A 26,157-nucleotide genomic window follows, 5' to 3' on the forward strand; every position below is an offset into this window, starting at 1 on the left:
GCAGAGGGCCTTTTCGGCTACTGGCGACTCCAAACGCGGAGAATTTTGATCAGTAACTGTTCAATCGCAGCGGTCCCGTTGAAGTTGAGAGCCAACAATCCGGCGGTCATTTCCGTTTCCTCGACAGCAAGAACCAACTTGCGAATCCTCTGAACGACCTCATTGCGTTCTTTAGAGCGTGACACCACCCAATCGCGTAAAGCTGACGAAATTCCCGCGAGCAAATCGCTTCGCGCGCCTCTCTCGACCCCTGCACTGACAGCGGCTCGCTGCTCGTCATCCATGTCATCCGGAAGATCCTCGAGAGCCTCTTCCAATCGACTCGCGGACAAAAGAGTAAGGGTTTCCTGAAAACGCTGAACAAGCCCATACGTGCGCAAGACCGTCTCTGAGGTCTCCTTCCGGTCGCGTGGAGGCTTCTCAATTCGAGTCAACCAAAGGTCAAAATCCTCAAGCCACGATTTCCACTCAGGTGTCTCGATCGGGACGAGGCCACCAGGGATCTTGAAGCTAAGGCAGCGGCTCCGAATCGTATCCAAAAGATCATTGGGCCGGGCGCTAATCAGAATAAGGTTGGTATCAGCAGGCGGCTCCTCGAGGGTTTTCAAAAAGGCATTCGAAGCCTGAAGGTTCATTCGATCAGCTTCGACAATGATACCCACCTTCCGGCCACCCTGGTTTGCCGTGTGGCTGACGACCTTTACCAGATCGCGGATTGGCTCGACTCCGATTTGCCGCATGCGGTTTATCGGGCGAATGATCCGACAGTCCGGGTGCTTTGCTGGCGAGCCGCTTGTCCCTAGAATTTCACCAGCAAGCTTCTCCGTTACTTTCTCCAACGAGTTTAGTATCGGTCCATGAAGAAGCACAGCATGCCCCAACCTTCCCTTTCTAAAGGTCTCTAGAGGAATCCCGGCGGGATCCCAGTGATCCTTCTTCGCTTCAACCATTCCGGAAGAAACGCTCTTGAGTTTCTTCCCAAATCTCGTCCTCGATCAACTCCTTCGATTGGGTTCCATCGAACACCGAGTAGCGGCCCGGTAGGGATTTTGCGAGAAGAAGATACCCTTCGCGAACGGCTCGGTAGAAACCAATGTTTTCAGCCTCCATTCGATCCGGCAAGTCGCTCACCCGGTGACGAATACGTTCGATCCCGATTTCAGCGGGGATATCGAGAATAATCGTCCAATCCGGCATAAAATTTCCTACTGCAAACCGATTGATCACCGTGACGGGCTCCTTGGAGAGCTGGCGAGCTACCCCCTGATAGACGGTTGTCGAATCGAGAAAACGATCACAAATGATGATCTTGCCCTCATCGATCGCCGGGAGGATCTTTTCCCTAACGAGTTGCGCTCTGGCAGCCGCGAAAAGGAGTAGCTCCGCCTCAGGCACCATGCCCGAGCCACTGTTTGAATGTTTGAGAAGATGCCGAATTTCCTCACCGAGATCCGTTCCTCCCGGTTCGCGGGTGACTTCCACATCATAACCAGCATCCTCAAGTTTACTCGACAGAAGACTGATCTGGGTCGTCTTACCACTTCCCTCAGATCCCTCAAAAGAGATCAACAAGCCGTTTCGTTCCGGGACATTTTTCGACATCCCTACTTTTTATTCTGCCTGACCGACGGTTGACGAGACCCAAAACCACGAATTTACGGTCAAACGATCCCCCTCGCTTCACGCCCACAGCGAAAACGCACCCTCAAGATGTTCAAGGTCATGTTCTAAGAAGGGAGCGTCGCAAATTCCGTATTTTGCAAAAAGGCCCCTATGGCCCCCAAAGAGGGGCTTTCGGCTGACCTCACGTAATACCCCGAAAACGCACAACCGATCACCAAAGCTGAGTCTGGCGACAATCCGAGAAGCCGTGCAGCCACAAACCCGGCGTTGAAGTGGTCACCGCCGCCCGTCGTAATTGTGGGATCTGCGGTGAAAAAGCCATCGGTGTAAAAAGTGTCCTCTTTCGTCGCACACGCAGCACAATCCAGCGGATGGACAACCACGCAATCTACTCCGATCTCGGAACGAATGGAACGCGCCATCCCCCGAATGTCTTCCTCGTTGCCGTGTCCGCTCGGAAGGCCCAAAACACGCGAAACATGCTGAGCTTCACTCAAATTCAATCCGAGAGTAGTGGAACCAAAAGCGCAGAAGCGTCCCAAGAGACGAAGGACGCCTACCAGGTCACCATCAGAGCGTTTGGCGGGGTCTGCCAAATCGAAAAAGAAGCTCCGGTGGTCACGGGGACCTAAATTCGGATAGACCTGGTCGATCAGACTCTGCAAAAACCCGGTGAGGAACGGCAGCATCGTCCAGTTGACTACAGCGAACAAATCCGTCCGAGAAAGCAGGTCGAAAAACGCACCTTCTCCCATTTTTTCCAGCACTTTTGAGTAGGTAACCTCCTCGAGAGAATCCATCAAACCCAGCATCACCTTGCCATCTTTAAACTCCAACGCATACGTCACACCGGGTTCAGCCAAAGACACCGCATCGGTTTTCGCTGCCATATCTTTAAATACCGGATGGATTTCCGGAATCCCCAGAGCCCCTACGTAACGCGTTGGGAAACCCGCAGCAAGAACGGCGTTGGCAAGTATGGGTCCGTTTCCACCCAGTTTCTCAGTGATCTTTCCCATCTCGATGTTTGTGCTCTTGCCCGCAGCAGCCACGATGCGATTCCCAAAAGCGGCCATCTCACGAATCGGTTCATAGTTGTCACCGGGACCAAATCGCCGATCCACCGGATTGATGATGGTATCGACGAAACCATCGAGACCGACCAACACACTTCTTGTGGATGCCTCACTCGCTTTTGCCGAGAGCTCTTGAATCGCTGCGGTTTTCTTATCCATCCGCCGAAGGAAAAGACTTCCGCGACATGGATCAAATCATTTTCAGTCGCGCCTTTCTTCAGGGTGCAATTAGAGCCACGAGGTCATGTGGAAACCACACCACTTCAACGGGGCGGACTAAAGTCCGCGCTCCTCAAGACGACCGAACAGCCGATCAAGAGATGAAAATCAAAGATCAACCCTTTTACGGTTGAGCCTTTCGACGTGCTTCCACTACTTCTTTCACCGTCTCCGACTATGACCGAAGTTTCCTTTTTAGCTGCGTCCGATCCATCGCTTTTCACCTATTTTCTCCTCTCCAATTTCGCTGGGAAAATCATCATTTTCCTATTGGGATTGGGAAGCATCCTCGCTTGGACTGTAATGATTGCAAAGGGTTACGAGCTCAAACGGATTCGGCGCGGAAATCTCCGATTTGAGAAGTCTTTGAACAGAGACTCACCACTCGTTGAAATTGACGTAAAATCGATGAAAACCAGGAGAAACCCCTATGCTACTCTGGTCGTTGCGGCGGTTCAGGCGTTCTACCGGTGGGAGGGTCCTGAATCCGAAGGTCATCCCAAGCAAATGAATCAGGTCGAGAACGCTCTGCAGCGAGTCATTGCAAAGCAGACGGTCGCCTACGAATCGAAAATGGTCATGATGGCCTCCATTGTTACTGGTGCCCCTTTTCTCGGACTACTTGGAACCGTCTGGGGGGTAATGGATGCATTTGGCGGGGTTGCCCTGGCTGGCTCGGCCACCATTCAAAGTCTGGCGCCTGGCGTTTCCGGTGCTTTACTCACCACCGTGGCGGGTCTCTTGGTAGCGATTCCGTCCGTCTTCGGCTACAACTACCTACTCTCGCAGATCCGAAACCTAACAATGGAGTTGGAAAATTTCGCCAGTTCGGTTGCCGACCGGATTGAACTCGAGATCCGATAGACGTTTTTTCATGGCAAGACGCTTTAAGAGCAAGAGAGAGCTGGGGGCGATGTCCGAGATCAACATTACCCCACTTCTCGATCTCGCTTTTGCGCTTCTGATCATATTTGTGATCACCACGCCGCTCTTGGAGCAACCGGTGGCAGTTCAGCTTCCCAATTTGGTCCAATCTGAAGAAATCGTCCGCGATGCTCCCGAGGACCCAATCCAAGTGTCTATCGACAGCGAGGGTGATTTCTATTTCGGTTCAGAGCTGGTCGATGCAACGGCTCTAGGACAGATTCTCAGCGGCTATTCCAACGACCGCATCTTTATCGTCAGGGGCGATCGGGAGGTAAGCTACGGAAAAGTGGCTGAGGTTCTCGATATTTTTCGTAACCTCGGCCTATCGCGGGTGGTCGTCGCTTATTCAGAGTAGGCACTCCGATGACTCCTCTTTACAAAAAAGTCTTTCAGTGGGTCTCCGGAACTCACGTTGCTTTCCTTCTCGCTCTTGTAGTCATTTCACTCGTCTCCTGCGAAGAGGAGATCGAGGCTTTTCAGTCTGCCAGCGTTTCTCCACCCCTGCCGCAGCCAGTTCAGGTGGATCCACTTCTTCCGATTGAGGATCTCCCACAAATCCCACTGGATCTGACCACTCTCATCCTTCTTCCTCCCGAATCTTTGAGTGCTATTCGGCCTAAGCCCGAACCTGAACCAGAGCCGGAACCAGAACTAGAGCCAGAGCCCGAACCCGAACCAGAGCCGGAACCTGAGCCTGCCCCCGAACCGGAACCCGAGCGCGTTTCTTACGAAGATTTTGTAAAAATGCATGGGCAGCCAAAACCAATCGTTAGAGAAACCCCGCGGCCTCAAAACCCAGTGGAAATTCCTGACATTCGCCCAGACACAAGTGCTCTTGACGATCTACTCGCCGCCTCGGATCGCGATTTGGCGGCGGGTTTGGGTGCCGCGCAGCAGAGGGCCATTTTGACCTATGTTGAAGCGCTTCGGGCAAGGCTAAACGCAGCTTGGAATCGACCGCCGAGTCTCTCGGGAAGGGATTTACAGGCCATCGTGAATTTTCGCGTCAATCGCGATGGAACCCTGAGTAATGTTCGAATCATCGACTCGTCTGGAAACCGTCTCTTTGACTCTTCGATCGTCCAAGTGTTCGAGACGGTAAACAGAGTGGACCCGCCCCCACCGCAAGCCGCTCGAAACTACAACATCCCCTTCCGCAATACGGTGGGGAGGTAAATCGAACAGTAGAAGCACCTGAAAAATCGGCCTCGATTGTTTGAAAACCCCAAAATAACGGTTCCATTCCCTCTCCTTTCACTTAACACCACCACAATTATGAAAACAAAAATCGCATTAGTCCTCGGCTCGCTTTTCGTTGCAGCCTCAGTTTCCTACGCAGCTTCTTGTGCTGCATGCGCGGGAGGCGCCAAGGCAGCCAAGACATCAACGCCTATCGGTATGGACGTCGTCGAAACCGCGGCCGGTGCTGGAGACTTCGGCACCCTCGTAGCAGCAATTGAAGCTGCTGGTCTAACTGGCGCGCTTCAGTCGGCTGACAACATCACCGTCTTTGCTCCGAACGACGCAGCATTCGCGGCTCTCCCCGACGGCGTAGTCGAGACACTGCTCCTCCCTGAGAACAAAGACACTCTTGTCGCAATTCTTACCTACCACGTCATTCCGGTCGAGGTGTTTGCAGCAAATGTGACCCCCGGTTCGGTAAATACGCTGGAAGGCTCGCCGATTGAAATTGCCATCACCGACGGAACCGTGACGGTCAACGATGCAACCGTGATCGCAACTGACGTGGAAGCCAGCAACGGCGTGATTCACGTAATTGATCAGGTTATCCTTCCGCCAAGCGTCGAGCTCTAGGAAACCCTTTTCTGGTTTGGACCAAGCCCGGCAGCAATGCCGGGCTTTTTTCTTGTCATCGCCTCGATTCCCACAAGTGTGTGGGACGGGAGTGGCGCGGTAGCCAAGTGGTAAGGCCGGGGACTGCAAATCCTCTATTCGACGGTTCGATTCCGTCCCGCGCCTCCAATTCTATTTTGACTAGACGGAACCAACCTTTCCTTTAATACTGATCGTTTCTGCTTACCGCAATATCATGTCAGACCAACCACTCAAAGACCTAGACCCTCGCATCCGCAAACAAGTCGAAAAAGCTCGTAACAGTATCCGTTCAGGAAGCGCCGCTTTCGCGATCGAAATCTGCATGGGCCTAGTCGAAAAGTATCCTGGATGCGTAGAAGCACGGGAGGTTCTCCATGACGCGCAACGGGCTGCGAATGCTGGAAAGAAGAAGTCGTTTCTGTCTGGGATCACATCCAAGCCACTTTCGAAAATTAGCTCGGTCTCCCTCAAGAAAGATCCAGCGAAAGCAATGGTCCAAGCCGAAAAAATCCTTAAGGACGACCCTGAAAGTGTGGATGCCCTAAAGCTCCTGGGTGAGGGAGCAGCAGCTTGCGAGCTCCCACACACTGCCGCCTTTGCTTTTGAGGCTGCCTACAATATCAACCCTGACGACCTGAACGTGGGCAAAAAGCTCGCCACGTTCTATCTGGAAGCCGACCGTGTGGAGGACTGTATCCGCGTGTGCGAAAAAATCATTCGTGAGCACCCAGGGGATGGAGAGGCACAGGATATTGTGAAGAAGGCTTCCGTCGCACAGTCCATGAAAAAAGGGAACTGGGAAGAGGACGAGGACTTCCGTTCAAAGCTGGCGGACAAAAACGTTGCCGAAAGTCTCGAACAGGCAAGCCGGTCCCAGACTAGCGAAGAGAGCCTCGAAAAGCTCATTCAAGAGACTTACGAACGAATTCAAAGCGAACCGGAGAATCTCACCAACTACCGCCAATTGAGTGGTTACTACCAACGGTCGGGCGACTATGAGTCCGCGATCTCTTGGATTCAGGAAGCGCGCAAACTCGAAGGAGGTAAAGCTGATGTCACCCTCGAACGTCTCGAAACAAAGTTGTATCGGGAGTACGTAGATACCTTGATCGCAGCGAAGAAAGAGGAAATAGCGGCGAATCCAGAGAATGGAGAACTGCAGTCCGAACTTGAACGCATGGTCAGCGAGCGGAAAGACTACTTGATTGAACAGGCTGCCGATATGGTGAAACGCTATCCGAATGACTATTCTGCGCGCCACCAGTATGGAGAGCTTCTTCTCGAAGACAATCAGACGGATGCAGCAATCCAGCAGCTACAAATTGCACAACGGAATCCGAAGGTGCGTATCTCCAGTCTTAACCTTCTCGGGAAAGCTTATAAGTCCAAAGAGTTCTTCGACATGGCCGCCGAACAGTTCGCGACGGCAAAAGGAGAAATCAACGGAATGACGGACGTGAAAAAGGACATCATTTACAATCTCGCTCAGTGCTATGAGAGGATGAATGAGGACCAAAAGGCGATCGATCACTACAAGGAAATCTATTCGTCGGATATCGGCTTCCGCGACGTCTCCAAGAAGATCGACGCGTTTTACGCCAGTAGGAATCAAAGCTAGACTTAGCTTTACCGGGTAGCCAAAAGCCCGTCCTTTAGGGTTTTACTCCCACTCGATGGTGCTTGGTGGCTTCGAACTCACATCGAGGACCACCCGGTTTACGCCATCCACCTCGTTGATGATGCGATTCGAAATCTTCCGGATCAAATCATGAGGCATTCGTGCCCAATCGGCAGTCATTGCGTCAGCACTTTCGACAATACGGAGCGCAACCACATGATCGTAAGTGCGTTCATCCCCCATCACTCCGACTGTCCGGACGGGAAGAAAAACGCAGAAACTCTGCCAGACCTTGTAATAAAAGTCTGACGCATACATCTCTTCCGTTAGGATAGCGTCGGCCCGCCGGAGGGTTTCCAAATATTCCTCTTTCACCTCTCCCAAAACACGGACTCCAAGACCGGGGCCAGGGAAAGGCTGGCGCCAGAGGACTTCCTTGGGCAAACCGAGTTCCTGCCCAAGAAGGCGGACCTCATCCTTAAAGAGGTTTCGAAGCGGCTCGAGAAGCTTGAGTCGCATTTTTTCCGGCAGGCCACCCACATTGTGGTGACTCTTGATCAATGCTGCAGGATTTCCATCAATGGACACACTTTCAATTACGTCCGGATACAAAGTGCCCTGAGCAAGGAAGGTCACTTCTCCAATCTTCTGGATAGCCATTTCAAAAACCTCCACGAAAGCGTTACCGATCTTTTTCCTCTTCTCTTCCGGATCCTCGACTCCCTTGAGACGCTCGAGAAAAAAGTCACCCTGCTCTTCGACCCTTAGGTCCATCGCAAAATTCTCCCTAAAGAGAAGCTCGACCTGCTCTTTTTCGTTCAGGCGGAGTAAACCGTTGTCGACAAAGACGCAGGTAAGCTGCTTTCCAACTGCTTTATGGATCAAAGCAGCGGCTACCGAAGAATCCACTCCTCCGCTCAATCCGAGGACTACATGTTCATCACCCACTGCTTCCCGGATATCCTCCACTGAGCGCTCGATAAAGTTGGCCATAGACCAGTCACCCGTGCAACCGCACACCTTGATCAAAAAGTTCCGGAGGATCTCCGATCCACATTCAGTATGAGAGACCTCCGGGTGAAACTGTAGACCGAAGATCGCTCTATCCGCATGCTCAATTCCCGCATATTCAGAGTTCTCCGTCTCAGCTACCGGTCGAAAACCATCTGGTAAACGGATGATCCGATCACCATGAGAGTTCCAGACCCTCACCTCTTTTGGCAATGATGCAAGGATGCGGCTCTCTCCCACAGTTCTCAGCGTTCCGTGCCCGTACTCGCGTCTATCAGAGCGGGACACCTCTCCCCCCATCATGTGGGCAATCAATTGAACTCCGTAACAAATCCCAAGGATCGGAACCTCTAGATCAAAGACTGCGGGATCCGGTTTTGGTGCTCCTTCTGCGAGAACACTCGCAGGACCACCTGAAAAAATAAGGCCTTGAATCTCCTCTTTTTGAAGGGTCTCCGCAGAAACGTTGTAAGGAAAGATCTTCGAATAGACGTTGCACTCACGGATCCTACGCGCGATCACCTGCGTGTATTGGGATCCGAAATCGAGAACGGCTATCTTTTGCGATTTCATGGGGAGATTGGAACCTCTCACAATCGGTCACGCAAGCGGAACTTCGATTCGCGGGAACATCCACCGAAAGATTGTGCCACCCTCTGAAGGACAATCAAAACTCACCTGAGAGGAATGTAGCTCGGCAATCTCCTTGACCAAAGACAAGCCCAGCCCTGAGCTCTTTTTCCCACTGTCCGGTCTTGGAAGGGAATAGAGCCGGTCGAACACACGGTCCTTCGCATAGTCAGGGATACCGGTGCCCTGATCCTCAATTTGGAGGATCGTGCAATCTCCTTCTTCCGCCAGAGAAAGACGCACCTCACCATCGGATGGAGAGAACTCAATCGCATTTTGCAGCAGGTTTCCAATACCTGCTTTCAGCAGTTCTTCATCTCCAACAACTCCTGATTGCAGCCTTCCATTCAGAGTGAGCTTAATTCTCCGCGCATAAGCTAACGGCTGATACTCGGCCATTACCCTATCCGTTAGAGCACAAAGGTCGATCCACTCCTCTCGCTCCAAGGAAACCTTACCCTCCAAAGTGCTCAAAAGGAGCATGTGCTCGACAATCTTATGAATCCTCTCCGATTCTGCGTCCACGTGTTCGAGAAAACGCAATCGGTCAACCGCTGGAGGGTCACCTCTAAGGATCTCAACTGCAGAGCGCAGACCGGTTAACGGGCTTTTGATTTCATGAGTGAGGTTTGCCACGTAAGTCTCCGCATATTTCTTTCCCTCTAGCTCCACCCTCATTTGGTCGATGGCTTCGTGCAACTTGCGAATCTCCGTTGCTCCGGTTATTCGAGGCCCATCGACTCTTTCTCCTCTTCGCACCTTCATCGCATAAGCGGTCAACCTTTCAATCGGCTTGGAGATCCACCAGGACAGGCCAAACGCGAGCAAGGTTGCTGCCACAAAAAGGAGGATCACTCCGACAAGAGCGTGACGGCGACTCTGCTCAATGTAGAGGAAGGGATACTCAATTGGCTTCACTACGGTCACGACACCGACAATCTCGCCGTTGTTTCTGAGTGGTGCAGCAACGTGAAGTCGCGATGATGCCGGGTCGTCAGGGTCACTCCGGGTTGACCTCACTCCGTACTCTCCACGGAGAGTGAGAAAGACATCATTCCACTGAGAGTAGTCCGCTCCAATCTCTTCAGGAATGTGGGAATGAAAGACCAGAAACCCGTTCTGGTTCGCGATGTAAAACTCCAAGTCGGAGGATTGTTTTACCGAGTCGTAGATCTTCGCGTTGAAACGGTCATTGCGCAAAAACCGCGCAGGACCCTCCATGTCAGGAAAATCGCCCTCAAGCTGTTGGATCTCTTCCCTGAGAATCGCCGCGAGAAGTCTGGAAGAATCGACAAGACTCTCCTCAACGACTTTCAAGTAGGAAGGCCGTATCTCAACAGTCGTCCATCGGTAGAAAAACCATCCGGCCAACGCGAAGAGGATCGCAGAGGAGCATACCAGCGTGGAACGGATTTTCATCGTAAATTGGAAACGAGATCTTTCCCGATCGAGTAGCCTAGACCACGGTGGGTTCGAATCACCTCAGTGGATGGGTCAACAGCTCTAAACTTTGCTCGTAAGTTCTTAACGTGGGAATCCACGGTCCGATCCAAACTGGCACCGGGATCATCCCAGGCTAGCTCCATTAGTTGGTCCCGCGAAAAAACTCTTCCAGAGCCTTCAACCAGCACCGCGAGAAGACGAAGCTCACTGGCTGAAACCTCTACATCGGCTCCGTGCAGCACAACAGTCGCACTTTCTACGTCCACCGAAAGGCCGGAAAAACCGCTTTGCGTCCGAGGTGTTACCGGTCTCTGAATTCTTTGATGTTCTATCCTCATCCGTAAGAGATTCCTCACCCGCACTACCAATTCCCTAGTGCTGAAGGGCTTTGTTAAGTAGTCCCCGCCGCCCACCTCCAAACCGACAACTCGATCCACTTCCGAAGAACGAGCAGTCAGAAAAATAATCGGAACCTCAAAAGCAGCACGAATCTCCCGGCAAAAATCAAAACCGTTTCCATCGGGAAGCCCGATGTCGAGCACCACAAGATCGCAGTTTTCGGCAGAAATCAGCCCACGCGCCTCACCCAAAGTGTGAGCAGACAAGGTCTCGATTCCTTCGCTCCCAAGTGCGTAGACAACAGACTCCAATATCGAAGGTTCGTCCTCTACCACTAAAACCCTGCTCATCACTCGAAATTACTCTAGTAAGTGTTACCCGCTGAGTTGTGAGGAGGCACCGGAGCGATAAATCCTTAGAACGGCCTCGCGCACCTCCGAAAAAGATCTTCCGTCGGTCGAAACGGCTCGATCCACCTGATGGTAGATCGGACTTCTTTCCGCCAACAGTTTCCTAATCTCGGACTCCGGATCCGCCACTTGCAGAAGAGGACGGTTTTTGTTTCTTGAGGTGCGCGCAAGGATCGTTTCGGGAGAGGCAAAGAGAGCAACGAGTACTCCCCGACTCTCAACCAGTTCGCGCATACCTTCCGGAACAATCAAACCTCCTCCGCAGGCCACAACGCACCTTTCGGAGGGATGACCCGTTTCTATAAACTCTCTCTCTCTTTCCCGGAACCACGACTCACCCTTCTCAGCAAAAATCTGCGGTATTTTCATCGCAGCCGCTTTCTCAATCGCGCGATCAGAATCGATGAATCGGTATCGAAGAGCTTTCGCCACCTCGCGACCAATCGAGCTCTTACCCGTTCCCATAAACCCGGTCAGATACAGGTTTGGTGTAGAGCTGGCAAAACATGGCGAGTCGGGCATCGTGACCAAAGATCCAATCCAACCAGTCGCGAGTCAAGGGCGGTTGGGTAGCTTCAATGGGACGCGGTTTGCCTTCTCGCGAATCCAATCGATCGACTTACCCACAGCTGGCACACCAATCAACCTCAACTGCCAATACCTCTTTGCTGGAAAATCCAAAAGACTAAATCCAACCAGGAGTGTAAGAAGACCCTGCCCCGGCAAGATCAACATGAGAAGTCCCGTCCCTATCAAACCAATACCCAAAAGATTCTTTAGAACGCGTCGAAGCAAAGCTGCCCGACTCAACTTTCTCCATGAAACCGGATCACGCACGAAATAATCAACAGGCAAACGGACGATCACCAAAGGTATTAAGAAGATGGAAACCAAGAAGAACAACCCACTCCCGATCCCCAGAACTGTCAGCCAAATGCTGTTATCCTCCAGCCACTCAATCACTACTCTAATCGTGCAAGCCTATCGCAAGAACAACCAACTACCGGCTGAAAGCTAGACGAAAAGCAGACTTAAGACGGTAGAAAATCATCCGTGGGGAATAGGGCTGAGGAGAAAGTGGACCCGTCCATGGCGTTCCCAGCCGCAAGTAACAACGGGTAAAGGTAGACTGAGTCATACCCCACTTTCGAAGAAACTGTCTCCGCCCGTCATTTCTCTCCACTCTACCTGTAGACGCGGATTGGAAGTGATAGGCCCTGCTACCTCCGACCCCTTGAAAATGACGAACCCCTGCCTCCCAAAGCTTTCGTGAGAAATCAGGATCGGAGGAAATTCCCGGACTAAACTCTTCCGAGTAGCCACCGACTCTGTTCCACAAAGCCCGCGACACCAGATTCGGAGGCCAATTCGCGCCAGACCAGTCGGCTTTTGGCTGCTCGAGGAATTCTCTAAGCAACTCCGATCTTCGAAAACTTTCTGGAGTCCTACCATAATCGCGCGGTGCGATGACGCAGGCGTTCCGGGAAACTGTGGGTTCGATCATTGTCCCGGAAAGAAACCACTCGGAGTGATCGAGATCATCCACAACCGCCGACAACGCCTCATCCCAACCGGGCAGAACGTACATGTCGTCGTTAACATAACAAATGAAATCGGTGCCCGCCAAAGTAGACGCTTTGTTGAGGGCAACGCAGACTCCCTCGTTTTTTGGGGTCATGGTGTAGGGCAAATTCTCCTGCTCAACCCACTCCAGGCTTCCGTCCGCTCCCTCGTTGAGATGAATGATCACCTCGTGTTCGGTCGCCGAGTGCTCACGGATCGCCTCGACACAAAGTTTCAAGAAAGGTAAATTGTTCCATGATGGAATCAGTATGGAAAACCGATCTGCGGCCATTGCAGTTACGTTCCTCCACTCAGGGTAACCCGGCAAGGTAATTTCCGGCCCGCCTCCCGCGATTCATCAATTCCGGTCCCTGTGCCCAAACAAGACGGGCGGAACTACAGCTCTTTAGTGGAATGATGCGGTAAAACCCGCATTCGTCGATTGACTTGACGATCCGACAAATTGAGGGCTATGCGAAAGCGTCAATTTATGAGAACGAAGAGCGTTCCCGTTGCGACTTGTCTTCCGTCTTCAGCCAAAAGACTACAGAAAGAATCTCCTTGGCCAGGATCGGCACCCTCTCCCAAGGAGCCTTGCTTTGGGACCAATCCTCAGCCGAGATCGATCTTTGTCCAAGCGTTTCCGTTTTTGTGGGAGGTTACTGCGGCGTCGATAAATGCCATGCCCATGCACCCATCCTCAACGTTCGCATATCGGCTTCCATCGCAGTTCCACGGTTCACCTTCTTTCCAAGCGCGGACGTCCTTTTCAAACTCGCGATGCAACCGAGCATACGCGTCATGAAATGCTTCCACGTGGCCAGAAGGAATGGTCGGCTCGTCCAACAGCTCTTGGGGAATGTCTCCGAAGAACCCATCGTTCGGTGAGACTTCTCCCCGCCAGTAGACTCGATCCGGCTGACCCGGTAGGCAGATCGTGATCGCCTCCGCGTTTTCCTGGTTCCACTTCAAAAGCCCCTTGGTTCCGGCAATGAGAATGCCGAGATCGTTCTTGTGCCCATGGCAAATCTGCGATGCACGAACCAAACACTTACCACCATTCGAAAGCTTCCCGTAAACCGTGAAGTGATCATCGATCGGGCGGCCCGGGACCATGCACTCACAGTGCGCAGAGACTTCAGTCACATCAAGGCCGGTAACAAATCGAAGCTGCTCAAGGGCATGAATTCCAATATCCCCACCAGCTCCAGAAGCCCCGGCCCGCTTGGGATCTGTTCTCCAAGCCGCTTGCACTTGGCCCGTATCCTCCAGTTTATCAGCAAGCCATCCCTGCAGGTAGTAGCTATCGACCCAGCGAACTTCACCGATGAGTCCTGACTGAACGATGAAGCGACTCAACCAACTCGTCCAGTGCCCAACATAGGTATGAGCGACGGCAAACGGAATATTGACCTCTTCTACCTTCTTTACGAGCTCCTTTGCCTCCTCAAGATTTACCGTTAGAGGCTTTTCGCACATCACCGGGATACCTGCATCGAGCGCTTTGTAAGCAGGGTCGAAGTGAACAAAATTCGGCGTGACTATGAGAATGTAGTCGAGACGTTCCTCTTCGGGAAGGTCTTTTTGAGCTGCTATCATCTCGTCATAACTCCCGTATCCCTTAACCGGATACGCCCATTCTTTAGCCTCTTCCAAAGCAGCTTCAGGATCGGCACGAAGCACGACAGAGTGGACTTTGCGGGTTCCGTCAAAATGAATTGCCTTTTGGTGGGGGTTGGCGATGAACGCGCCAGCCCCGCCACCAACCATGCCAATTTTAAGGGGTTGTTTAGATGCCATTCTCGGATTCGTTGGGGTTAATTCTTTGGAGAAGTGTTCCTCGCTACTGGTTTTCTTTATCGAAAGCAGCGTCGAAGGCTATTGAGTTCGGTGGGAAGTCAACTTTGCGAGTAAATGATGATGCTTCAGTGGCGCCATAAATTCTATCCATGCGGCCATCCTCCCACTCAACGGAAAGTGGACCTGCATAGCCGATATCATTCAAAGCGACAATTACGTCCTCAAACTTGATGTCACCGTGGCCGAGGGAGCGAAAGTCCCAGTAACGCCGGGGATCCGTGAAATCGGTATGTCCACCAAAAACGCCGACTGTCCCGTCTCCGTGCCCCCACCAAGCGTCTTTCATGTGGCAATGATAGATACGGTCTGGGAACTCGCGAATGAACTTCACGTAATCAACCCCCTGATAACCGAGATGGCTTGGATCGTAGTTGAAGCCGAAACGTTTGTGCGCCCCAACTGCTTCGATCGCACGTTGGGAGGAGGCAATATCGAAAGCGATCTCGGTCGGATGGACTTCGAGAGCAAAATTTACATCCACTTCCTCAAAAACATCGAGAATCGGCAGCCAACGGTCTGCAAAATCTTTAAAGCCCTTCTCGTAGTAGTCTTGGGAAGTCGGTGGAAAAGCGTAGATCGAGTGCCAAATCGACGATCCGGTAAAGCCATTGACTACCGGATGGACCACAGATTCATCGGGCCGGGCATCAAAGAATTTTCGTGCGGCCCGGGCTGTGTCCATCATCTCAACAGCGGCTCTAGAACGGACACTCTCTGGTTCGCCATCCCCCCACACTTTGGGAGACAGAATCGCCTCGTGGCGTTCGTCGATTAAGTCACAGACCGCTTGTCCCACCAAATGGTTGGAGATCGAGTAACAGGTCAGGCCGTTCCCCTGTAATTTCAACCAGAGGTCATTTACATAACGATCCGACTCGAGAGCCTTATCCGTCTCGAAGTGATCGCCCCAACAGGCAAGCTCAACGCCGTCGTAGCCCATTTCTTTGACGAGCGGTAGGAGGTCGTCCAAGGGTAAATCAGCCCATTGGCCGGTAAATAGGGTAACTTTTCGACTCATTTGAAAACGCAAAACTACTTTCAAAACGATGACAACGAAATCTTCTCCACGTCGACCTATCGATCCCGGAAAAACCCCTAAACGCTTGGGTCAAGTTTTGCCGAAACAAGCTGACAAATCGAGAACAGAACCCTTTCCATCCAAACCTTTCGTGCGAAAGAGAACCGGGAATCCTTTCAATTCTCACCCAGACAACCCTTCCCCTTTTGCAGTTGAACCCGACCGAGCCGAAGATACTTTTTTACTTCATGCCGGCGAACACAAGAAACCACGAGGAACTGACCCTGCAAAGCGACCTCTATCTCGCTGAAGCTCCTTCAGAGCGGGGTCTTGATTCAAAAGAGGACAAGTAGTGGAGAGAACTCGGCTAAGCATCCTCGTTGTCGTGGCCATTCTGGAGAAAACCGGAACGAGTTCTTAGAGCAAGGCATGCCTGCATCGATTCTCATTGTCGACGACGAGCCGCACACACTGGAGGGTCTCGAAACTGCTCTTGAAGACCGCTACGATATCTCGACGGCGAGCAACGCAAAGGAGGCATTCAACCACTTGGATAACGATGTCTTCGATGTCGTGCTGACTGATCTTAGAATGGCAGGAAAATCGGGGATGTCGGTAATCGAACGAACCCTGAAGCAATCTCCCCAGCCAGTCTGTATCATGATGACCGCCTACGGGAAAGTTGAGACGGCTGTCGAAGCGATGAAACGCGGCGCGTACGATTTCCTGACGAAACCTGTAAGCCTGGAAAAACTGGAGCTCTTGATCGAACGGGCTCTTAAGTCGGAAAAGCTCAAAGAAGAAAACCAAATTCTCCATGAGCGACTCGACAAGAAGTTCCGCTTTGACGAAATCCTAGGAAACTCATCTTCCCTCCGGAGCGTTCTCGAAACCGTTCGGCTAGTTGCGCCCTCAAAAGCCACCGTATTAATCGAGGGAGAAACGGGAACTGGAAAAGAGTTGATCGCTCAGGCTATCCACCAGAACAGTGAACGCGCGAGACAGCCATTTGTCGCAGTTCACTGTGCTGCACTAGCCGCAAATCTCCTCGAGAGTGAACTCTTTGGGCACGAGAAGGGAGCCTTTACAGGAGCTACAGAGCGAAGAATTGGAAGATTCGAAGCGGCAGACTCAGGTACCCTCTTCCTCGACGAGATCGGCGAAATCGATGCCTCGACTCAAATCAAGCTCTTGCGGTTTCTCGAATCACGTTCCTTTGAGAGACTCGGAAGTGTGAAGCCGGTCGAAGTGGATGTGCGACTCGTCTGTGCGACTAACCGAGATCTCGATTCAATGGCAAGAAAAGGTGAGTTCCGCGAAGACCTCCTCTACCGGCTCAACGTGATCACAGTTGATCTACCTCCCTTGCGCGAGCGCAAGGAGGACATACCCCTTCTACTGGACCATTACATAGAGACTTTTAGCCGCGAGAACGGTATCCCTCCTGCTACCTTGTCCTCTGAAGCAATAGAGATATTGACTCGTTACAGCTGGCCGGGAAACATCCGGGAACTTCGAAACTTCTGCGAAAACACCGTTATTCTCAAACGGGGCGCAAGAATCTCCGAGTATGACCTCGACTCCAAATTCTTTGGGTATGAAGAGCAAAAGACACGAGGTGAACCTTCGCTAATCTCGAACCCTCTTTCAGTGGAGCAAAATGAAAAAAGACTTCTCCGAAACGCTCTGGCTCAAACCGGCGGAAACAAGACAAAAGCTGCCGATCTGCTTGGCGTTAGCCGCCGAACGCTTCATCGGAAGCTTGCACGATGGCCGGAACTTACTGATTCTTGACATCCCACCAAAATGAAAACTCCCCAATTTTTCGTCTGTCTGCTTGTTTTCCTTTCCCTAACCCTTTCCGGAAAAGCCAGAGATGTACAAGTTGCTGGATCGGACTACATTCCAGAAGCATTGATTGATGCGTTGCGTGAATTTGCCTCGAAAGAAGGAGACGAGCTCGAAGTCGATTTAGGAGGGAGCTTACTTGCCTTCCGACAATTCTATGAGGGAGAGGCCGATATCATCCTCGTTGCCATGCCTTTTCAGCGCCCGGAAGACTTGGAGTTCCCGGTTTTCCCGTTCGGCTTCCAGATTGGTGCAGTCGTCGTCAATGCAGACAACCCAATCACTTCGATGACCCAACAGCAATTGGGTGGCGTGTTTGGTGCGCTCAACGAAAACGCCATCGCCCGCTGGTCGGAACTCGGTCTCACCGGAACTTGGCAAAACCGGAATATCGCTGCAGCCTACGCAAACTCGGGAAAGAGTCCGATCCTCGATCTATTCAGCAATCGTTTCCTTCAAGGGGATCCTATTCGTTCGGGAATCCAAGAGTTCTCTTCAGACATTCGGCTAGAGTCTTTCGTAAGCAACGACGATGCTACCATTGGGATCGTAGACTCACTCCCACTTTCCAGCGATTTGAAGACAATCCGCATTCAGACCTCTGATGGAGGAGTTTCTTTCGGCCCAACGCTAGAGAACATAAACTACGGAGACTACCCTCTTTCCTTGGAATACTTCGTCTGCGTTCCGATGAGCCAATACCGTTTCCTTGCGCCTTACATCGAGTTTCTCCTGTCCGACGAGGTAGCCGAGATTCTTCAGCGAGAACGCTTCTTTCCGCTCCTGCGTTCAAGGCGTCTTCAACTCATCGAGGAACTACCCACCAGCTAGTGATCGGAGAGGATCAGAAAGATTCGAATTCTCTGAATCCTGAAGCTGTAGATCGAGCCTTCCGAAAACTACAGGACGACCTAACGAGCGAGATCACAAAGCGAGACAAAAAGGAGGCGTTGCGACAAAACCGTTGGTCCAAAGAAGGCGGAGGCGGCGGGATCTCACGCGCGGTAGAAAATGGACTATTGATCGAAAAGGGAGGTGTAAACTTCTCTCGAGTTAGTGGGTCCAGTCTACCCATCCCTGCTACTGCCACTCGTCCCTCTTTTGCGGGTAGGCCCTACGAAGCGATCGGGGTTTCGGTAGTTTTTCATCCCCGAAATCCATACGCTCCGACAGCCCACATGAACGTTCGGGCATTTTTTGTTTATCCGGAAAACAGCGATGAAAAGACAGAATGGTGGTTTGGAGGTGGGTTCGACCTCACCCCCTGCTACGGCTTTGATGAAGACGCAATTGCTTGGCACAAAGCAGCAAGCGACGTCTGCAAGACGGTCGACCCTGGGCTTTATCGGCGGTTCAAAGTTGCCTGTGACGAGTATTTTTACCTACCTCACCGCCAGGAACAACGTGGTATCGGTGGGATCTTCTACGACGACTTCAATGAAGTCGGCTTTGAAAACGCGTTTCAGCTCAGCCTTCGTACCGGTTCCGCTTTTGGAGAATCTTTTTTCTCTATTCTCGATAGAAGGCACACCACTCCCTTCGGGGATCGGGAGAAAGAATTCCAGCGGTTGCGAAGAGGCCGTTACGTGGAATTCAACCTCCTGTATGATCGAGGAACCCGCTTTGGTCTCGCCTCGGGTGGCCGAACAGAATCAATCCTAATGTCAATGCCCCTTGAGGCACGTTGGTCATACGATTGGAAGCCACAAGCAAACTCACCTGAGGCACTGCTTCATTCACGCTTTTTACAACCGAGAGATTGGCTAGCCCCAGGAGCTCCGCTGGAGCCAATTCATTCAACCTGATGGGTTTGTCCCGCACACGTTTTCTTGACGCTCTGCATTGCCGAAACAAGGACCGAGCACCGGTCTGGCTTATGCGTCAGGCAGGACGTTATCTACCGGAATATCGTGCCCTCAAGGATCGCTACTCCTTTCGGACTCTCGTAAAGACTCCTGACTTGGCGACCGAAGTGACCCTACAACCCCTTCAACGGTTTCCTACCATTGACGCCGCAATCCTCTTTAGCGATATTCTGGTCATTCCAGAGGCGCTTGGTGTTGATTATCGGTTTCGCGATGAAGGCGGTATCGAGCTCGAAAAAACCGTACGCACTTCATCCGAATTGGCCACTCTCGAGCCCGCTGGAACGGCCGAACGTTTAAACTATGTCGGAGATGCGCTGAGACAGTTGCGCTCCTCGCTCAACGGAGAAAAAGCCCTCATCGGATTCTGCGGAGCTCCTTGGACTCTGGCACTCTACCTCGTTGAGGGTGGCTCGCCCGGAGAGGGAAAAAACCTTCGTTCCCTGCTCTACCGTTCCTCTGATTTGACAATCCAGTTACGAGACAAAATCACCGATTCGTGTATCGAGTACGTCCGGTTGCAGTGTGAATCAGGGGCAGATGCGATCCAACTCTTCGATTCCTGGGCGGGCCTATGCCCAGCTGATTTTTACGAAGTCTGGTGCCTTGAACCGGTGCGAAAGATTCAGGAGGCCTGCAATCGGCCCCTCATTCTCTTTTCTCGTGGAGCAGGCCACCGCCTCCACGATCAATGCGCCCTAAGGCCAAATGCATTGGGTGTAGACTGGTCCACTCCTCTTTCTCAGGCACGGGAAATCGTAGGGGATAAAGTCGCGCTGCAGGGTAATTTTGATCCGCTCATTCTTGAGACCGAACCAGAAATGGTATCCAAAGAAATTCGGAGTCTTTTGGAGGAACGAAAAGACGATCCCGGTTTCGTCCTCAACGGAGGCCACGGCCTAAGTCCATCCACGAAGATCGAATGCGTGGAGGCCCTCTTGGGGGAAGTCTGCAGAGCGAGTGCAAAACCAGCAAGGTAGGGCGCCGCGTTCCGCAAGCCGGGCAGTTTGAAACTAGATCCACGTTTCAAATTCATCCAGTACGGCTCGAAAAAATCCGCAAACAGAACCCCGTCTCTCTCGCCCAAAGAATCTCGCCGCACACTTCACCCGACCGAACGTTTGAGTCCCTTCGCCCGTTTACAACAAGTCGGGCCTCCGCTTGGAGGTCCGCTCATTTCGTTTCGCTTTCCGCCACAATTCGATCTTCTGGTGATCTCCCGAGAGCAACACCTCGGGCACTTTCATCCCGTTAAACTCGGCTGGCCTCGTGTATTGGGGAATACCGAGGAGACCTTCGACAAAACTGTCCTGTCCAAGAGACTGCGCCTCTCCAAGCACCCCGGGCAACTGTCTCGATACCGCGTCAATCAAAACCGCCGCGGGAAGCGTTCCATTGGTAAGAACGTAATCACCGATACTAATTTCATGATCCACTAACTTCTCCCGAATCCTCTCGTCGATCCCCTCATAATGTCCGCTCAAGAGGATAAGATGAGGAACTGTTGCCAAGTCCATGACGATTGAATGATTCAATGGTTCTCCGTCCGGTGCCAGATAGACCACGGTCGAATAATCGGTTTGCAGCTCCTCAATCGCAGCAAAAACGGGCTCCGGTTTCAAAACCATTCCAGCACCACCCCCAAACGGTCGGTCATCGGTTATTTGATGCTTATCGGTTGCCCATTTCCGAAGGTTGTGAACGGCAGCTTCGACCAATCCGCGATCGATGGCCTTTCCCACCATACTTTCCGATAGAAATCCATCCAGCATCGCAGGAAAAAGAGTAATCACATCGAATCTCATCCGACCTACCGCCTAAAGAAGTGCGATCCAATCGCTATCCTCGGATCATCTAGGTTACCCATCAGCCGCAACACGAGAAACACCCAAAACGAGAGTCGGTCGCTCCCGCACAAAACAATCTTACAACACCTCCGATGGAATGTTGATCACCCGTGAATACACTTCGGAGTTCTCGACCACGATACCCCACCATTCCGTCCCAGTAAGATTGTCGTCTCGGAGGGCCCGGAGTAACCGAACTCCTTCTGGAGTCAGAATCCGGATCATTACCTCAATCACGTTCGGGTAGGCCTGCGCTCCTGATCCGGCTGCGAAATACTCATCTTCACCTTGGTTCAATGGGAAGAGCAGGCCTCGCTGACCCCGGGTAAGAGTGTCGTCACTTATCTCGTAAAACCTTACGCCGAAATCGACCACGTTGCTCGCAATAATGTCGTTTTCATCCGGCGAAAGGAGGTCAGGCGGTCCGACAAATGAGCCCGAGTCATAGAGATCATAACCCAGATCGAAAGTGTCCCTGGCCGGAATCTCAACCCGGTACAAGAGGTACTGGTAAGGCTCGGTGCCAAGATTTGTGACGCTATCAAACTCCATTCGATAACCGATTGCCCGTACTCCCGTGTCAACATCATTGGCAAGTGTCGGAGCTGCAGAGAAAAAGGTGAGAAAGACGCCTCCCTGATTAAATCGAAGGTCTTCGATCGGATCCAATTCATTGAAACGGTCGCCTACACCAACAGGGGGTATGGAAAGTGAATCACCACCGGATGGTTTATCAGATCGAGTCCACTGATAGCCGCTCGGATTTCCCCGTATGGTGGCACCAAGCATCACGTCAGTCGAACTGCGTAAAACCATACTCTCAACTTCGGTCGCGATCTGGTCCAATACAAACCGGGCCTGACTCTGGGCAGAGAGGGCACCGCTACTGCGATTATAGGCCGTTAGCAGGTTGGACACCATTGTGATCATTAACCCAACTATAATTGCAGTAACCCCAGTCGCGACCAGCAGTTCAATGAGGGTAAAACCTTGAACTTTTTTTCTTTTCATCAGAATGGCTCCCCAACAACGATCGCTGTGAAATAGGTAAACTCGCTTCGATCTTCTTCTGCTACCGTCTCAAAGTCATTTGCCCCAACCCCTGTCTTGATGTTGAACGGCCAAGTGATCCTGACCTCAAACGCTACATGGGCATCGCCGTTATTGTAAGCAAGATTACTCGACGGATCAGGTTGAATGATTTCGATTCCAAAATAACGATCAGCGGCATCGATCCCTGGCGGAGCGCTCCCGTCCCGTGGAATCACAGCACCCGGACCATCGATGGTTCCCTGGTAGCCCACGACACGGGATCCATCTTCAGTTCCAAATAGTACCGCTGGCAAATTTTGGGTGCCGTTCAAATTCTGTAAAACAAAATACTGAAATCCGATCCGATTCAGCTCTTCGCGAATCGGCGCTGGGAGACTGTTGGCAACCTTTGTGTCCTGCAAATCGCGAACCTGCTGGGCGATAGGCCCAAGAAGTCCAATCACAGCGACGATGGTAAGAGCGAAAACTCCAATCGCCAAAATTACCTCTACAAGAGAGAAACCCTCTCTTCGGCCTCTTTGTGGAATGCCCGTCATCGACTCTTTCTAATTGTTAGGGAATGCAGCTGGCTCATTGAGAAGAACGAATGAGCCGTACTGCCGGACAATTGCCCCCCGCCGTGTCTCATCGTTTCTAAACACGCCCGTTAAATCCCCAGAGGAACTAACCTCAGGCTCTCCATAGCTAACCGCTAAAATCGGAGAAGCATTGCCCACCTGACGAACCGTTCCGTTGCTGTTGAACTGGATGAATGCATACCTTTCGTTCTCGTTCGAGATGTAAGGAATCGAAAAAGGGGAAGTGTCCATGTTTGCAGGGTCATCAATGTAAGCATAGACAGACGACGGAAGGGTGATTCCGTCTGTAGCGGGCTCCCATTCGGTCCGATCCGGAGTCCCGTCGTTGTTATCGTCGTATTCAAAGGGTCCGTAGACGATTCCAAAGAACCGAAGGTAGCGATCAGGGTTTGATATATCGTTATGGACTATCAACCGAACGTTTGAGTTTCTCAAAATTGCCACCCCACGGGCTTGGGTCAGTAAAGAAGCGATCTGAGACTGCGCACCTTCGACAGCGACTGTCGGACTACCCGGCCGGAGTGCAGTCGCAAATACGCCGACAAAAACCGAGATCACCGCTATCACGACTAGCAGTTCAATGAGCGTAAAAGCAGAACGGGTTTGTTGGGGAGGAGCTTTCATAGGAGGTTGGGTAATCTCGAAGGTAGGCTTAGCCCCGCAACCTGACAAGCGGAAATCCCGATCTCTCATTTCGTTAATCTGGAACGTTCCTTATCGACTTTTCCGGATATCCGCGCCTCCAAAGACAATTCGGAAGCGATAAACCCTCTTTTTACGAAATCGAATCACACCCGTTTTCAGATCCACAGTTTCCGGAGTCGCCTCCTTGCGGATATCCACTACTGCATGAAACCCTCTCTCGGAGAACACGTCGATGAGCATCGCAAGCGCCAGATCGTTGCCGTAAAGGTCACTTTCCGAGTTAATCAATGCCATCCCCGGAATGGCATGGCGACTGATAATCGGGAGAAATGATTCCTGGATATCTTCGACGACCCGAGCAAACAACTCCGGGTGGTCCTCTTCGTACGAATCGAGGCGATTTACAAGTTCCTGGCGGGCATGCACTACGAGTTTCGACGCAATCGGTATGCGAGCCATCCGATGATAGGTATTCTCATCGAGCTCGAGAGAGCTTTGGTACTGCAGTTCTTCGACGATCCTGTCCTGGACCTCACCTAGAGTTCCCTGCGCATCAATGTAGTGGTACAAGAAGATCACACCCAGTTCTCGCAGAGCGTGGTAGGTGATTTCCTTAAAAGTGCGGTATCTTCCACGGGCCGCTTCCTCGCTCAAGTCGGTCCTACGAACTTCGCGAATTTCGCCAACACCCGACTCCTGCACTTTCTCGTTGTAGGCAATCATCTGTCGCCCACGGTTGAGCTGCCGGCGGACACTCTCCTCTTCATCGATAAACAAGACGATAATGTGAAACCGACACTTTGGAAATAAGCTCTTGCTTCCGTCGTGATACTTCTGATGCAGCTCGTTCAGTTTCGCGTAGAGCTGTTTCAAACACTCCACCTGAACATTCGTGCGAGGAAAGCCATCGACAATCGCACCGTGTTCATAATCCGGATCGAGCAGCCGACGAAAAACAAGCTCGGTCACCTCCCGATCACCTACCAGCAAACCCGCGTCCATCCTTTTTTTGGCTTCCGGGCTTTTCAACAATTCACTGACCGTAATCGGCGATGCTGTGAGGTCGCGCATTCTCATGATAAAGCGCGTATTGGTTCCTTTTCCAGCTCCTGGAGATCCATTCAGCCAGAAAATCTCTTTAGGGAAGTGAAGGTTCTGTTCGCCGAATTCCTCCGACAAACGTGACCAGACCCGTTCGAAAATGATATGCGGATCCTTCACCTCGAGGTCTTGGACCTCTACCTTTGCTTCAACCTGCGGAGAACTCATTGGGAACACGCTAGGAGGAAAGTAAGACTGCATGCAATGCGGAAGGAAGAGTCCCAGATACCGAAAAGAATTGGCCAATCACTTTGAAACCTCTATCGATTCGTGGAGGGAGAGAATCGTCGAATGGGCAGATTCAGTTGAAAAGCGACCCTTGTCCATCCCGGTAGATCCTGACCGCCAACGAAATCCTCAGGTTTCGATTGGTAACCCAACAGCATGACACCCTCGTAGATCCGAAGACGAGCCGTTTAGGTGTTACGTTTCTTCCCTCTGCTTCATCAGAAGTGCAAAAACAATCCCGAACACCCGAGAGTAGATCTCCTCCTCCTCACTCGCACGAGGACCTGCTACATTGAGGATTTGGATCTTGTTCTCTCTCACCCAAGTGAGGAGCAAATTCACCTCATCAGGATCACTTGGGCCAAGATGGAGAAAGGGTTTCTCAAACGATTGAGCGAATTCAATAGTCTGTTGGGTTCCCCCTCCTATCCGACCCATCGTGACCACAAGGGTACCATCTGAGTCTTCTACATTCCTTTGTGTTCGAACGGACACATCTGACGATCCTGTTTCCTTCAAGTTTGGGTACGAATCACTGATGACACCATCCTCTGCCCATCGGCCGGCTGGAACCCAACCACCGATTCGAATCCCAACTGCGATCGCCGCGTCAAACGCCGCCCGATCCGCACCCGTTTGCCCACCTGAGCGAATTTCGGAAATCATCGCTCCAAACCTGAACCATCCTCAAGACTGGTCCGGCTCATTTTTCGATGGGAGTGCAACCTCGCCTGCATCACCGGATACCCCTGGGAAATCCAGAAAAAGTGCCTCAATCATTGTTGGTATAACGGCCGCAAGTTGGCCCGCTGAGCCGCGACTCGTGACTCTCCCTTCGTAAACGATCACCGTCTCTTCCGGCGTTGATCTCTGGTTGTCGAGAATCGATAGGTCAAAAGATCGGCCATAAACCTCTTTTGTGTAAGGAGCGGAGCCTACCTGCCCAAAAGTAGATGGGGTGTAGGTCGTTCCGGTAAAACTCGACCTACCTCCGGGTCCGCGAACCGAACCGCTTGTTACGGATATTCCACCGCCGATTTGACCGTAAATCGGTCTGGAGCCTGAAACCGTTTCTCCTCCGTCGATTGAATAGAGGAACACGACCAGATAGTCGGCATCCTCGGGGTCAGTGCCAGGAACCCAACCATATTGTATCAACTTTTCTTCAATGAGTTCGGCATAGGCCTCATACTCCAGACTGCCTCTTTGGGACTGGGTCGGGTCGAAAAGAAACGTCTGCCCACTCCCTTCCGGCGGGAGTGTGTGGAACCTCGCCGTTGAGGACTTGACTTTGACTGTCGAACAACCAGACAGCAAAGCAAGCGAGACCATCGCAGCTACGATGCATAGGTGATTCTTCATTATATTTTCCCGGAACATATGACCATCCGCTTCGCTAGTGTGTGCAAGTAAGCATCA

At 51.9% G+C, this 26,157-nt stretch carries 27 protein-coding genes and 1 tRNA gene; 10 read left to right on the forward strand and 18 right to left on the reverse strand.

The genetic code is table 11. The features are described 5' to 3' along the window. Nucleotides 1-17: 17 nt before the first annotated feature. The 3 genes from AAGJ81_02915 to AAGJ81_02925 form a co-directional block, all read right to left on the reverse strand. On the reverse strand, nucleotides 18-950 hold the full coding sequence (locus AAGJ81_02915; GenBank protein ID MEM0965091.1) for a hypothetical protein: 933 nt from the start codon (nucleotides 948-950) through the stop codon (nucleotides 18-20). Next, complete coding sequence (gene tmk / locus AAGJ81_02920) at nucleotides 943-1,602, reverse strand: dTMP kinase (protein ID MEM0965092.1); 660 nt, start codon at nucleotides 1,600-1,602, stop codon at nucleotides 943-945. The genes AAGJ81_02915 and tmk overlap by 8 nt, the downstream gene beginning before the upstream one ends. Before the next feature lie 125 nt (nucleotides 1,603-1,727). Further along, nucleotides 1,728-2,858: a carbohydrate kinase family protein gene (locus AAGJ81_02925; GenBank protein ID MEM0965093.1), complete on the reverse strand. Its 1,131-nt coding sequence runs from the start codon at nucleotides 2,856-2,858 to the stop codon at nucleotides 1,728-1,730. 237 nt (nucleotides 2,859-3,095) lie between these two features. Here AAGJ81_02925 and AAGJ81_02930 point away from each other — a divergent pair, with 237 nt between their 5' ends. From AAGJ81_02930 to AAGJ81_02955, 6 genes are all read left to right on the forward strand, one after another. Further along, on the forward strand, nucleotides 3,096-3,782 hold the full coding sequence (locus AAGJ81_02930; protein MEM0965094.1) for a MotA/TolQ/ExbB proton channel family protein: 687 nt from the start codon (nucleotides 3,096-3,098) through the stop codon (nucleotides 3,780-3,782). Nucleotides 3,783-3,792: 10 nt separating this feature from the next. Then, nucleotides 3,793-4,200, forward strand: a complete 408-nt coding sequence (locus AAGJ81_02935; protein ID MEM0965095.1) for a biopolymer transporter ExbD — start codon at nucleotides 3,793-3,795, stop codon at nucleotides 4,198-4,200. Nucleotides 4,201-4,208: 8 nt separating this feature from the next. After that, nucleotides 4,209-5,021, forward strand: a complete 813-nt coding sequence (locus tag AAGJ81_02940) for an energy transducer TonB (GenBank protein ID MEM0965096.1) — start codon at nucleotides 4,209-4,211, stop codon at nucleotides 5,019-5,021. A gap of 99 nt (nucleotides 5,022-5,120) precedes the next feature. Continuing rightward, the gene (locus AAGJ81_02945) at nucleotides 5,121-5,660 is read left to right on the forward strand and encodes a fasciclin domain-containing protein (protein ID MEM0965097.1); all 540 of its coding nucleotides are present in this window, start codon (nucleotides 5,121-5,123) and stop codon (nucleotides 5,658-5,660) included. 93 nt (nucleotides 5,661-5,753) lie between these two features. Next, nucleotides 5,754-5,828 (forward strand) — tRNA-Cys (locus AAGJ81_02950). A 67-nt stretch (nucleotides 5,829-5,895) separates the two neighbouring features. Then, nucleotides 5,896-7,299 carry a tetratricopeptide repeat protein gene (locus tag AAGJ81_02955; GenBank protein ID MEM0965098.1) on the forward strand — a complete coding sequence of 468 codons (1,404 nt, stop codon included), beginning with the start codon at nucleotides 5,896-5,898 and terminating at the stop codon, nucleotides 7,297-7,299. A 42-nt stretch (nucleotides 7,300-7,341) separates the two neighbouring features. Here AAGJ81_02955 and guaA read toward each other — a convergent pair whose 3' ends face one another. From guaA to AAGJ81_02995, 8 genes are all read right to left on the reverse strand, one after another. After that, nucleotides 7,342-8,883, reverse strand: coding sequence for a glutamine-hydrolyzing GMP synthase (guaA, locus tag AAGJ81_02960; protein MEM0965099.1), 1,542 nt, complete (start codon nucleotides 8,881-8,883; stop codon nucleotides 7,342-7,344). Between the two features lie 27 nt (nucleotides 8,884-8,910). Next, complete coding sequence (gene creC, locus AAGJ81_02965) at nucleotides 8,911-10,359, reverse strand: two-component system sensor histidine kinase CreC (protein MEM0965100.1); 1,449 nt, start codon at nucleotides 10,357-10,359, stop codon at nucleotides 8,911-8,913. Beyond that, nucleotides 10,356-11,072: a response regulator gene (locus tag AAGJ81_02970; GenBank protein MEM0965101.1), complete on the reverse strand. Its 717-nt coding sequence runs from the start codon at nucleotides 11,070-11,072 to the stop codon at nucleotides 10,356-10,358. Before AAGJ81_02970 ends, creC begins: the two co-directional genes overlap by 4 nt. Before the next feature lie 24 nt (nucleotides 11,073-11,096). After that, a complete protein-coding gene (locus AAGJ81_02975; protein ID MEM0965102.1) occupies nucleotides 11,097-11,654 on the reverse strand; it encodes a shikimate kinase in 558 nt (185 codons plus the stop codon). Between the two features lie 33 nt (nucleotides 11,655-11,687). Then, nucleotides 11,688-12,095 (reverse strand): hypothetical protein, encoded by a 408-nt coding sequence (locus AAGJ81_02980; GenBank protein ID MEM0965103.1) that lies wholly within the window; start codon nucleotides 12,093-12,095, stop codon nucleotides 11,688-11,690. Between the two features lie 37 nt (nucleotides 12,096-12,132). Further along, nucleotides 12,133-12,987, reverse strand: a complete 855-nt coding sequence (locus tag AAGJ81_02985) for a glycosyltransferase (protein ID MEM0965104.1) — start codon at nucleotides 12,985-12,987, stop codon at nucleotides 12,133-12,135. 320 nt (nucleotides 12,988-13,307) lie between these two features. Continuing rightward, a complete protein-coding gene (locus tag AAGJ81_02990; protein MEM0965105.1) occupies nucleotides 13,308-14,495 on the reverse strand; it encodes a Gfo/Idh/MocA family oxidoreductase in 1,188 nt (395 codons plus the stop codon). Between the two features lie 43 nt (nucleotides 14,496-14,538). Next, entirely contained in the window at nucleotides 14,539-15,573 is a 1,035-nt protein-coding gene (locus AAGJ81_02995) for a sugar phosphate isomerase/epimerase family protein (protein ID MEM0965106.1), read from the reverse strand. A 429-nt stretch (nucleotides 15,574-16,002) separates the two neighbouring features. Between AAGJ81_02995 and AAGJ81_03000 the strand changes: the two genes are divergently transcribed. The 4 genes from AAGJ81_03000 to hemE are packed head-to-tail and all read left to right on the forward strand — an operon-like array spanning nucleotide 16,003 to nucleotide 20,266. Then, on the forward strand, nucleotides 16,003-17,367 hold the full coding sequence (locus AAGJ81_03000) for a sigma-54 dependent transcriptional regulator (GenBank protein MEM0965107.1): 1,365 nt from the start codon (nucleotides 16,003-16,005) through the stop codon (nucleotides 17,365-17,367). 12 nt (nucleotides 17,368-17,379) lie between these two features. After that, nucleotides 17,380-18,252, forward strand: coding sequence for a substrate-binding domain-containing protein (locus AAGJ81_03005; GenBank protein MEM0965108.1), 873 nt, complete (start codon nucleotides 17,380-17,382; stop codon nucleotides 18,250-18,252). After that, complete coding sequence (gene hemF / locus AAGJ81_03010) at nucleotides 18,252-19,226, forward strand: oxygen-dependent coproporphyrinogen oxidase (GenBank protein ID MEM0965109.1); 975 nt, start codon at nucleotides 18,252-18,254, stop codon at nucleotides 19,224-19,226. The genes AAGJ81_03005 and hemF overlap by 1 nt, the downstream gene beginning before the upstream one ends. Continuing rightward, entirely contained in the window at nucleotides 19,181-20,266 is a 1,086-nt protein-coding gene (hemE, locus tag AAGJ81_03015) for a uroporphyrinogen decarboxylase (GenBank protein MEM0965110.1), read from the forward strand. The genes hemF and hemE overlap by 46 nt, the downstream gene beginning before the upstream one ends. Nucleotides 20,267-20,425: 159 nt before the next feature. Here hemE and trmD read toward each other — a convergent pair whose 3' ends face one another. From trmD to AAGJ81_03050, 7 genes are all read right to left on the reverse strand, one after another. After that, nucleotides 20,426-21,091 carry a tRNA (guanosine(37)-N1)-methyltransferase TrmD gene (trmD, locus tag AAGJ81_03020; GenBank protein MEM0965111.1) on the reverse strand — a complete coding sequence of 222 codons (666 nt, stop codon included), beginning with the start codon at nucleotides 21,089-21,091 and terminating at the stop codon, nucleotides 20,426-20,428. Nucleotides 21,092-21,211: 120 nt separating this feature from the next. After that, on the reverse strand, nucleotides 21,212-22,144 hold the full coding sequence (locus AAGJ81_03025) for a type II secretion system protein (GenBank protein ID MEM0965112.1): 933 nt from the start codon (nucleotides 22,142-22,144) through the stop codon (nucleotides 21,212-21,214). Beyond that, nucleotides 22,144-22,722, reverse strand: coding sequence for a hypothetical protein (locus AAGJ81_03030; GenBank protein MEM0965113.1), 579 nt, complete (start codon nucleotides 22,720-22,722; stop codon nucleotides 22,144-22,146). Before AAGJ81_03030 ends, AAGJ81_03025 begins: the two co-directional genes overlap by 1 nt. Before the next feature lie 9 nt (nucleotides 22,723-22,731). Continuing rightward, the gene (locus tag AAGJ81_03035; GenBank protein ID MEM0965114.1) at nucleotides 22,732-23,388 is read right to left on the reverse strand and encodes a prepilin-type N-terminal cleavage/methylation domain-containing protein; all 657 of its coding nucleotides are present in this window, start codon (nucleotides 23,386-23,388) and stop codon (nucleotides 22,732-22,734) included. A gap of 90 nt (nucleotides 23,389-23,478) precedes the next feature. Continuing rightward, nucleotides 23,479-24,678, reverse strand: coding sequence for a nucleoside monophosphate kinase (locus AAGJ81_03040; GenBank protein ID MEM0965115.1), 1,200 nt, complete (start codon nucleotides 24,676-24,678; stop codon nucleotides 23,479-23,481). Nucleotides 24,679-24,933: 255 nt separating this feature from the next. Then, nucleotides 24,934-25,404: a putative molybdenum carrier protein gene (locus tag AAGJ81_03045; GenBank protein MEM0965116.1), complete on the reverse strand. Its 471-nt coding sequence runs from the start codon at nucleotides 25,402-25,404 to the stop codon at nucleotides 24,934-24,936. Between the two features lie 21 nt (nucleotides 25,405-25,425). Then, the gene (locus AAGJ81_03050; protein MEM0965117.1) at nucleotides 25,426-26,100 is read right to left on the reverse strand and encodes a DUF4136 domain-containing protein; all 675 of its coding nucleotides are present in this window, start codon (nucleotides 26,098-26,100) and stop codon (nucleotides 25,426-25,428) included. Nucleotides 26,101-26,157: the final 57 nt, after the last annotated feature.

Source organism: Verrucomicrobiota bacterium, from assembly GCA_038744685.1.
In the GTDB taxonomy this organism is placed as follows: domain Bacteria; phylum Verrucomicrobiota; class Verrucomicrobiia; order Opitutales; family Puniceicoccaceae; genus Puniceicoccus.

Coding starts and splice junctions, on each gene's coding strand:
- AAGJ81_02915 (MEM0965091.1), bottom strand. CDS start 950: ATGGTTGAAGCGAAGAAGGATCACTGGGATCCCGCCGGGATTCCTCTA.
- tmk (MEM0965092.1), bottom strand. CDS start 1,602: ATGTCGAAAAATGTCCCGGAACGAAACGGCTTGTTGATCTCTTTTGAG.
- AAGJ81_02925 (MEM0965093.1), bottom strand. CDS start 2,858: ATGGATAAGAAAACCGCAGCGATTCAAGAGCTCTCGGCAAAAGCGAGT.
- AAGJ81_02930 (MEM0965094.1), top strand. CDS start 3,096: ATGACCGAAGTTTCCTTTTTAGCTGCGTCCGATCCATCGCTTTTCACC.
- AAGJ81_02935 (MEM0965095.1), top strand. CDS start 3,793: ATGGCAAGACGCTTTAAGAGCAAGAGAGAGCTGGGGGCGATGTCCGAG.
- AAGJ81_02940 (MEM0965096.1), top strand. CDS start 4,209: ATGACTCCTCTTTACAAAAAAGTCTTTCAGTGGGTCTCCGGAACTCAC.
- AAGJ81_02945 (MEM0965097.1), top strand. CDS start 5,121: ATGAAAACAAAAATCGCATTAGTCCTCGGCTCGCTTTTCGTTGCAGCC.
- AAGJ81_02955 (MEM0965098.1), top strand. CDS start 5,896: ATGTCAGACCAACCACTCAAAGACCTAGACCCTCGCATCCGCAAACAA.
- guaA (MEM0965099.1), bottom strand. CDS start 8,883: ATGAAATCGCAAAAGATAGCCGTTCTCGATTTCGGATCCCAATACACG.
- creC (MEM0965100.1), bottom strand. CDS start 10,359: ATGAAAATCCGTTCCACGCTGGTATGCTCCTCTGCGATCCTCTTCGCG.
- AAGJ81_02970 (MEM0965101.1), bottom strand. CDS start 11,072: ATGAGCAGGGTTTTAGTGGTAGAGGACGAACCTTCGATATTGGAGTCT.
- AAGJ81_02975 (MEM0965102.1), bottom strand. CDS start 11,654: ATGCCCGACTCGCCATGTTTTGCCAGCTCTACACCAAACCTGTATCTG.
- AAGJ81_02985 (MEM0965104.1), bottom strand. CDS start 12,987: ATGGCCGCAGATCGGTTTTCCATACTGATTCCATCATGGAACAATTTA.
- AAGJ81_02990 (MEM0965105.1), bottom strand. CDS start 14,495: ATGGCATCTAAACAACCCCTTAAAATTGGCATGGTTGGTGGCGGGGCT.
- AAGJ81_02995 (MEM0965106.1), bottom strand. CDS start 15,573: ATGAGTCGAAAAGTTACCCTATTTACCGGCCAATGGGCTGATTTACCC.
- AAGJ81_03000 (MEM0965107.1), top strand. CDS start 16,003: ATGCCTGCATCGATTCTCATTGTCGACGACGAGCCGCACACACTGGAG.
- AAGJ81_03005 (MEM0965108.1), top strand. CDS start 17,380: ATGAAAACTCCCCAATTTTTCGTCTGTCTGCTTGTTTTCCTTTCCCTA.
- trmD (MEM0965111.1), bottom strand. CDS start 21,091: ATGAGATTCGATGTGATTACTCTTTTTCCTGCGATGCTGGATGGATTT.
- AAGJ81_03025 (MEM0965112.1), bottom strand. CDS start 22,144: ATGAAAAGAAAAAAAGTTCAAGGTTTTACCCTCATTGAACTGCTGGTC.
- AAGJ81_03030 (MEM0965113.1), bottom strand. CDS start 22,722: ATGACGGGCATTCCACAAAGAGGCCGAAGAGAGGGTTTCTCTCTTGTA.
- AAGJ81_03035 (MEM0965114.1), bottom strand. CDS start 23,388: ATGAAAGCTCCTCCCCAACAAACCCGTTCTGCTTTTACGCTCATTGAA.
- AAGJ81_03040 (MEM0965115.1), bottom strand. CDS start 24,678: ATGAGTTCTCCGCAGGTTGAAGCAAAGGTAGAGGTCCAAGACCTCGAG.
- AAGJ81_03045 (MEM0965116.1), bottom strand. CDS start 25,404: ATGATTTCCGAAATTCGCTCAGGTGGGCAAACGGGTGCGGATCGGGCG.
- AAGJ81_03050 (MEM0965117.1), bottom strand. CDS start 26,100: ATGAAGAATCACCTATGCATCGTAGCTGCGATGGTCTCGCTTGCTTTG.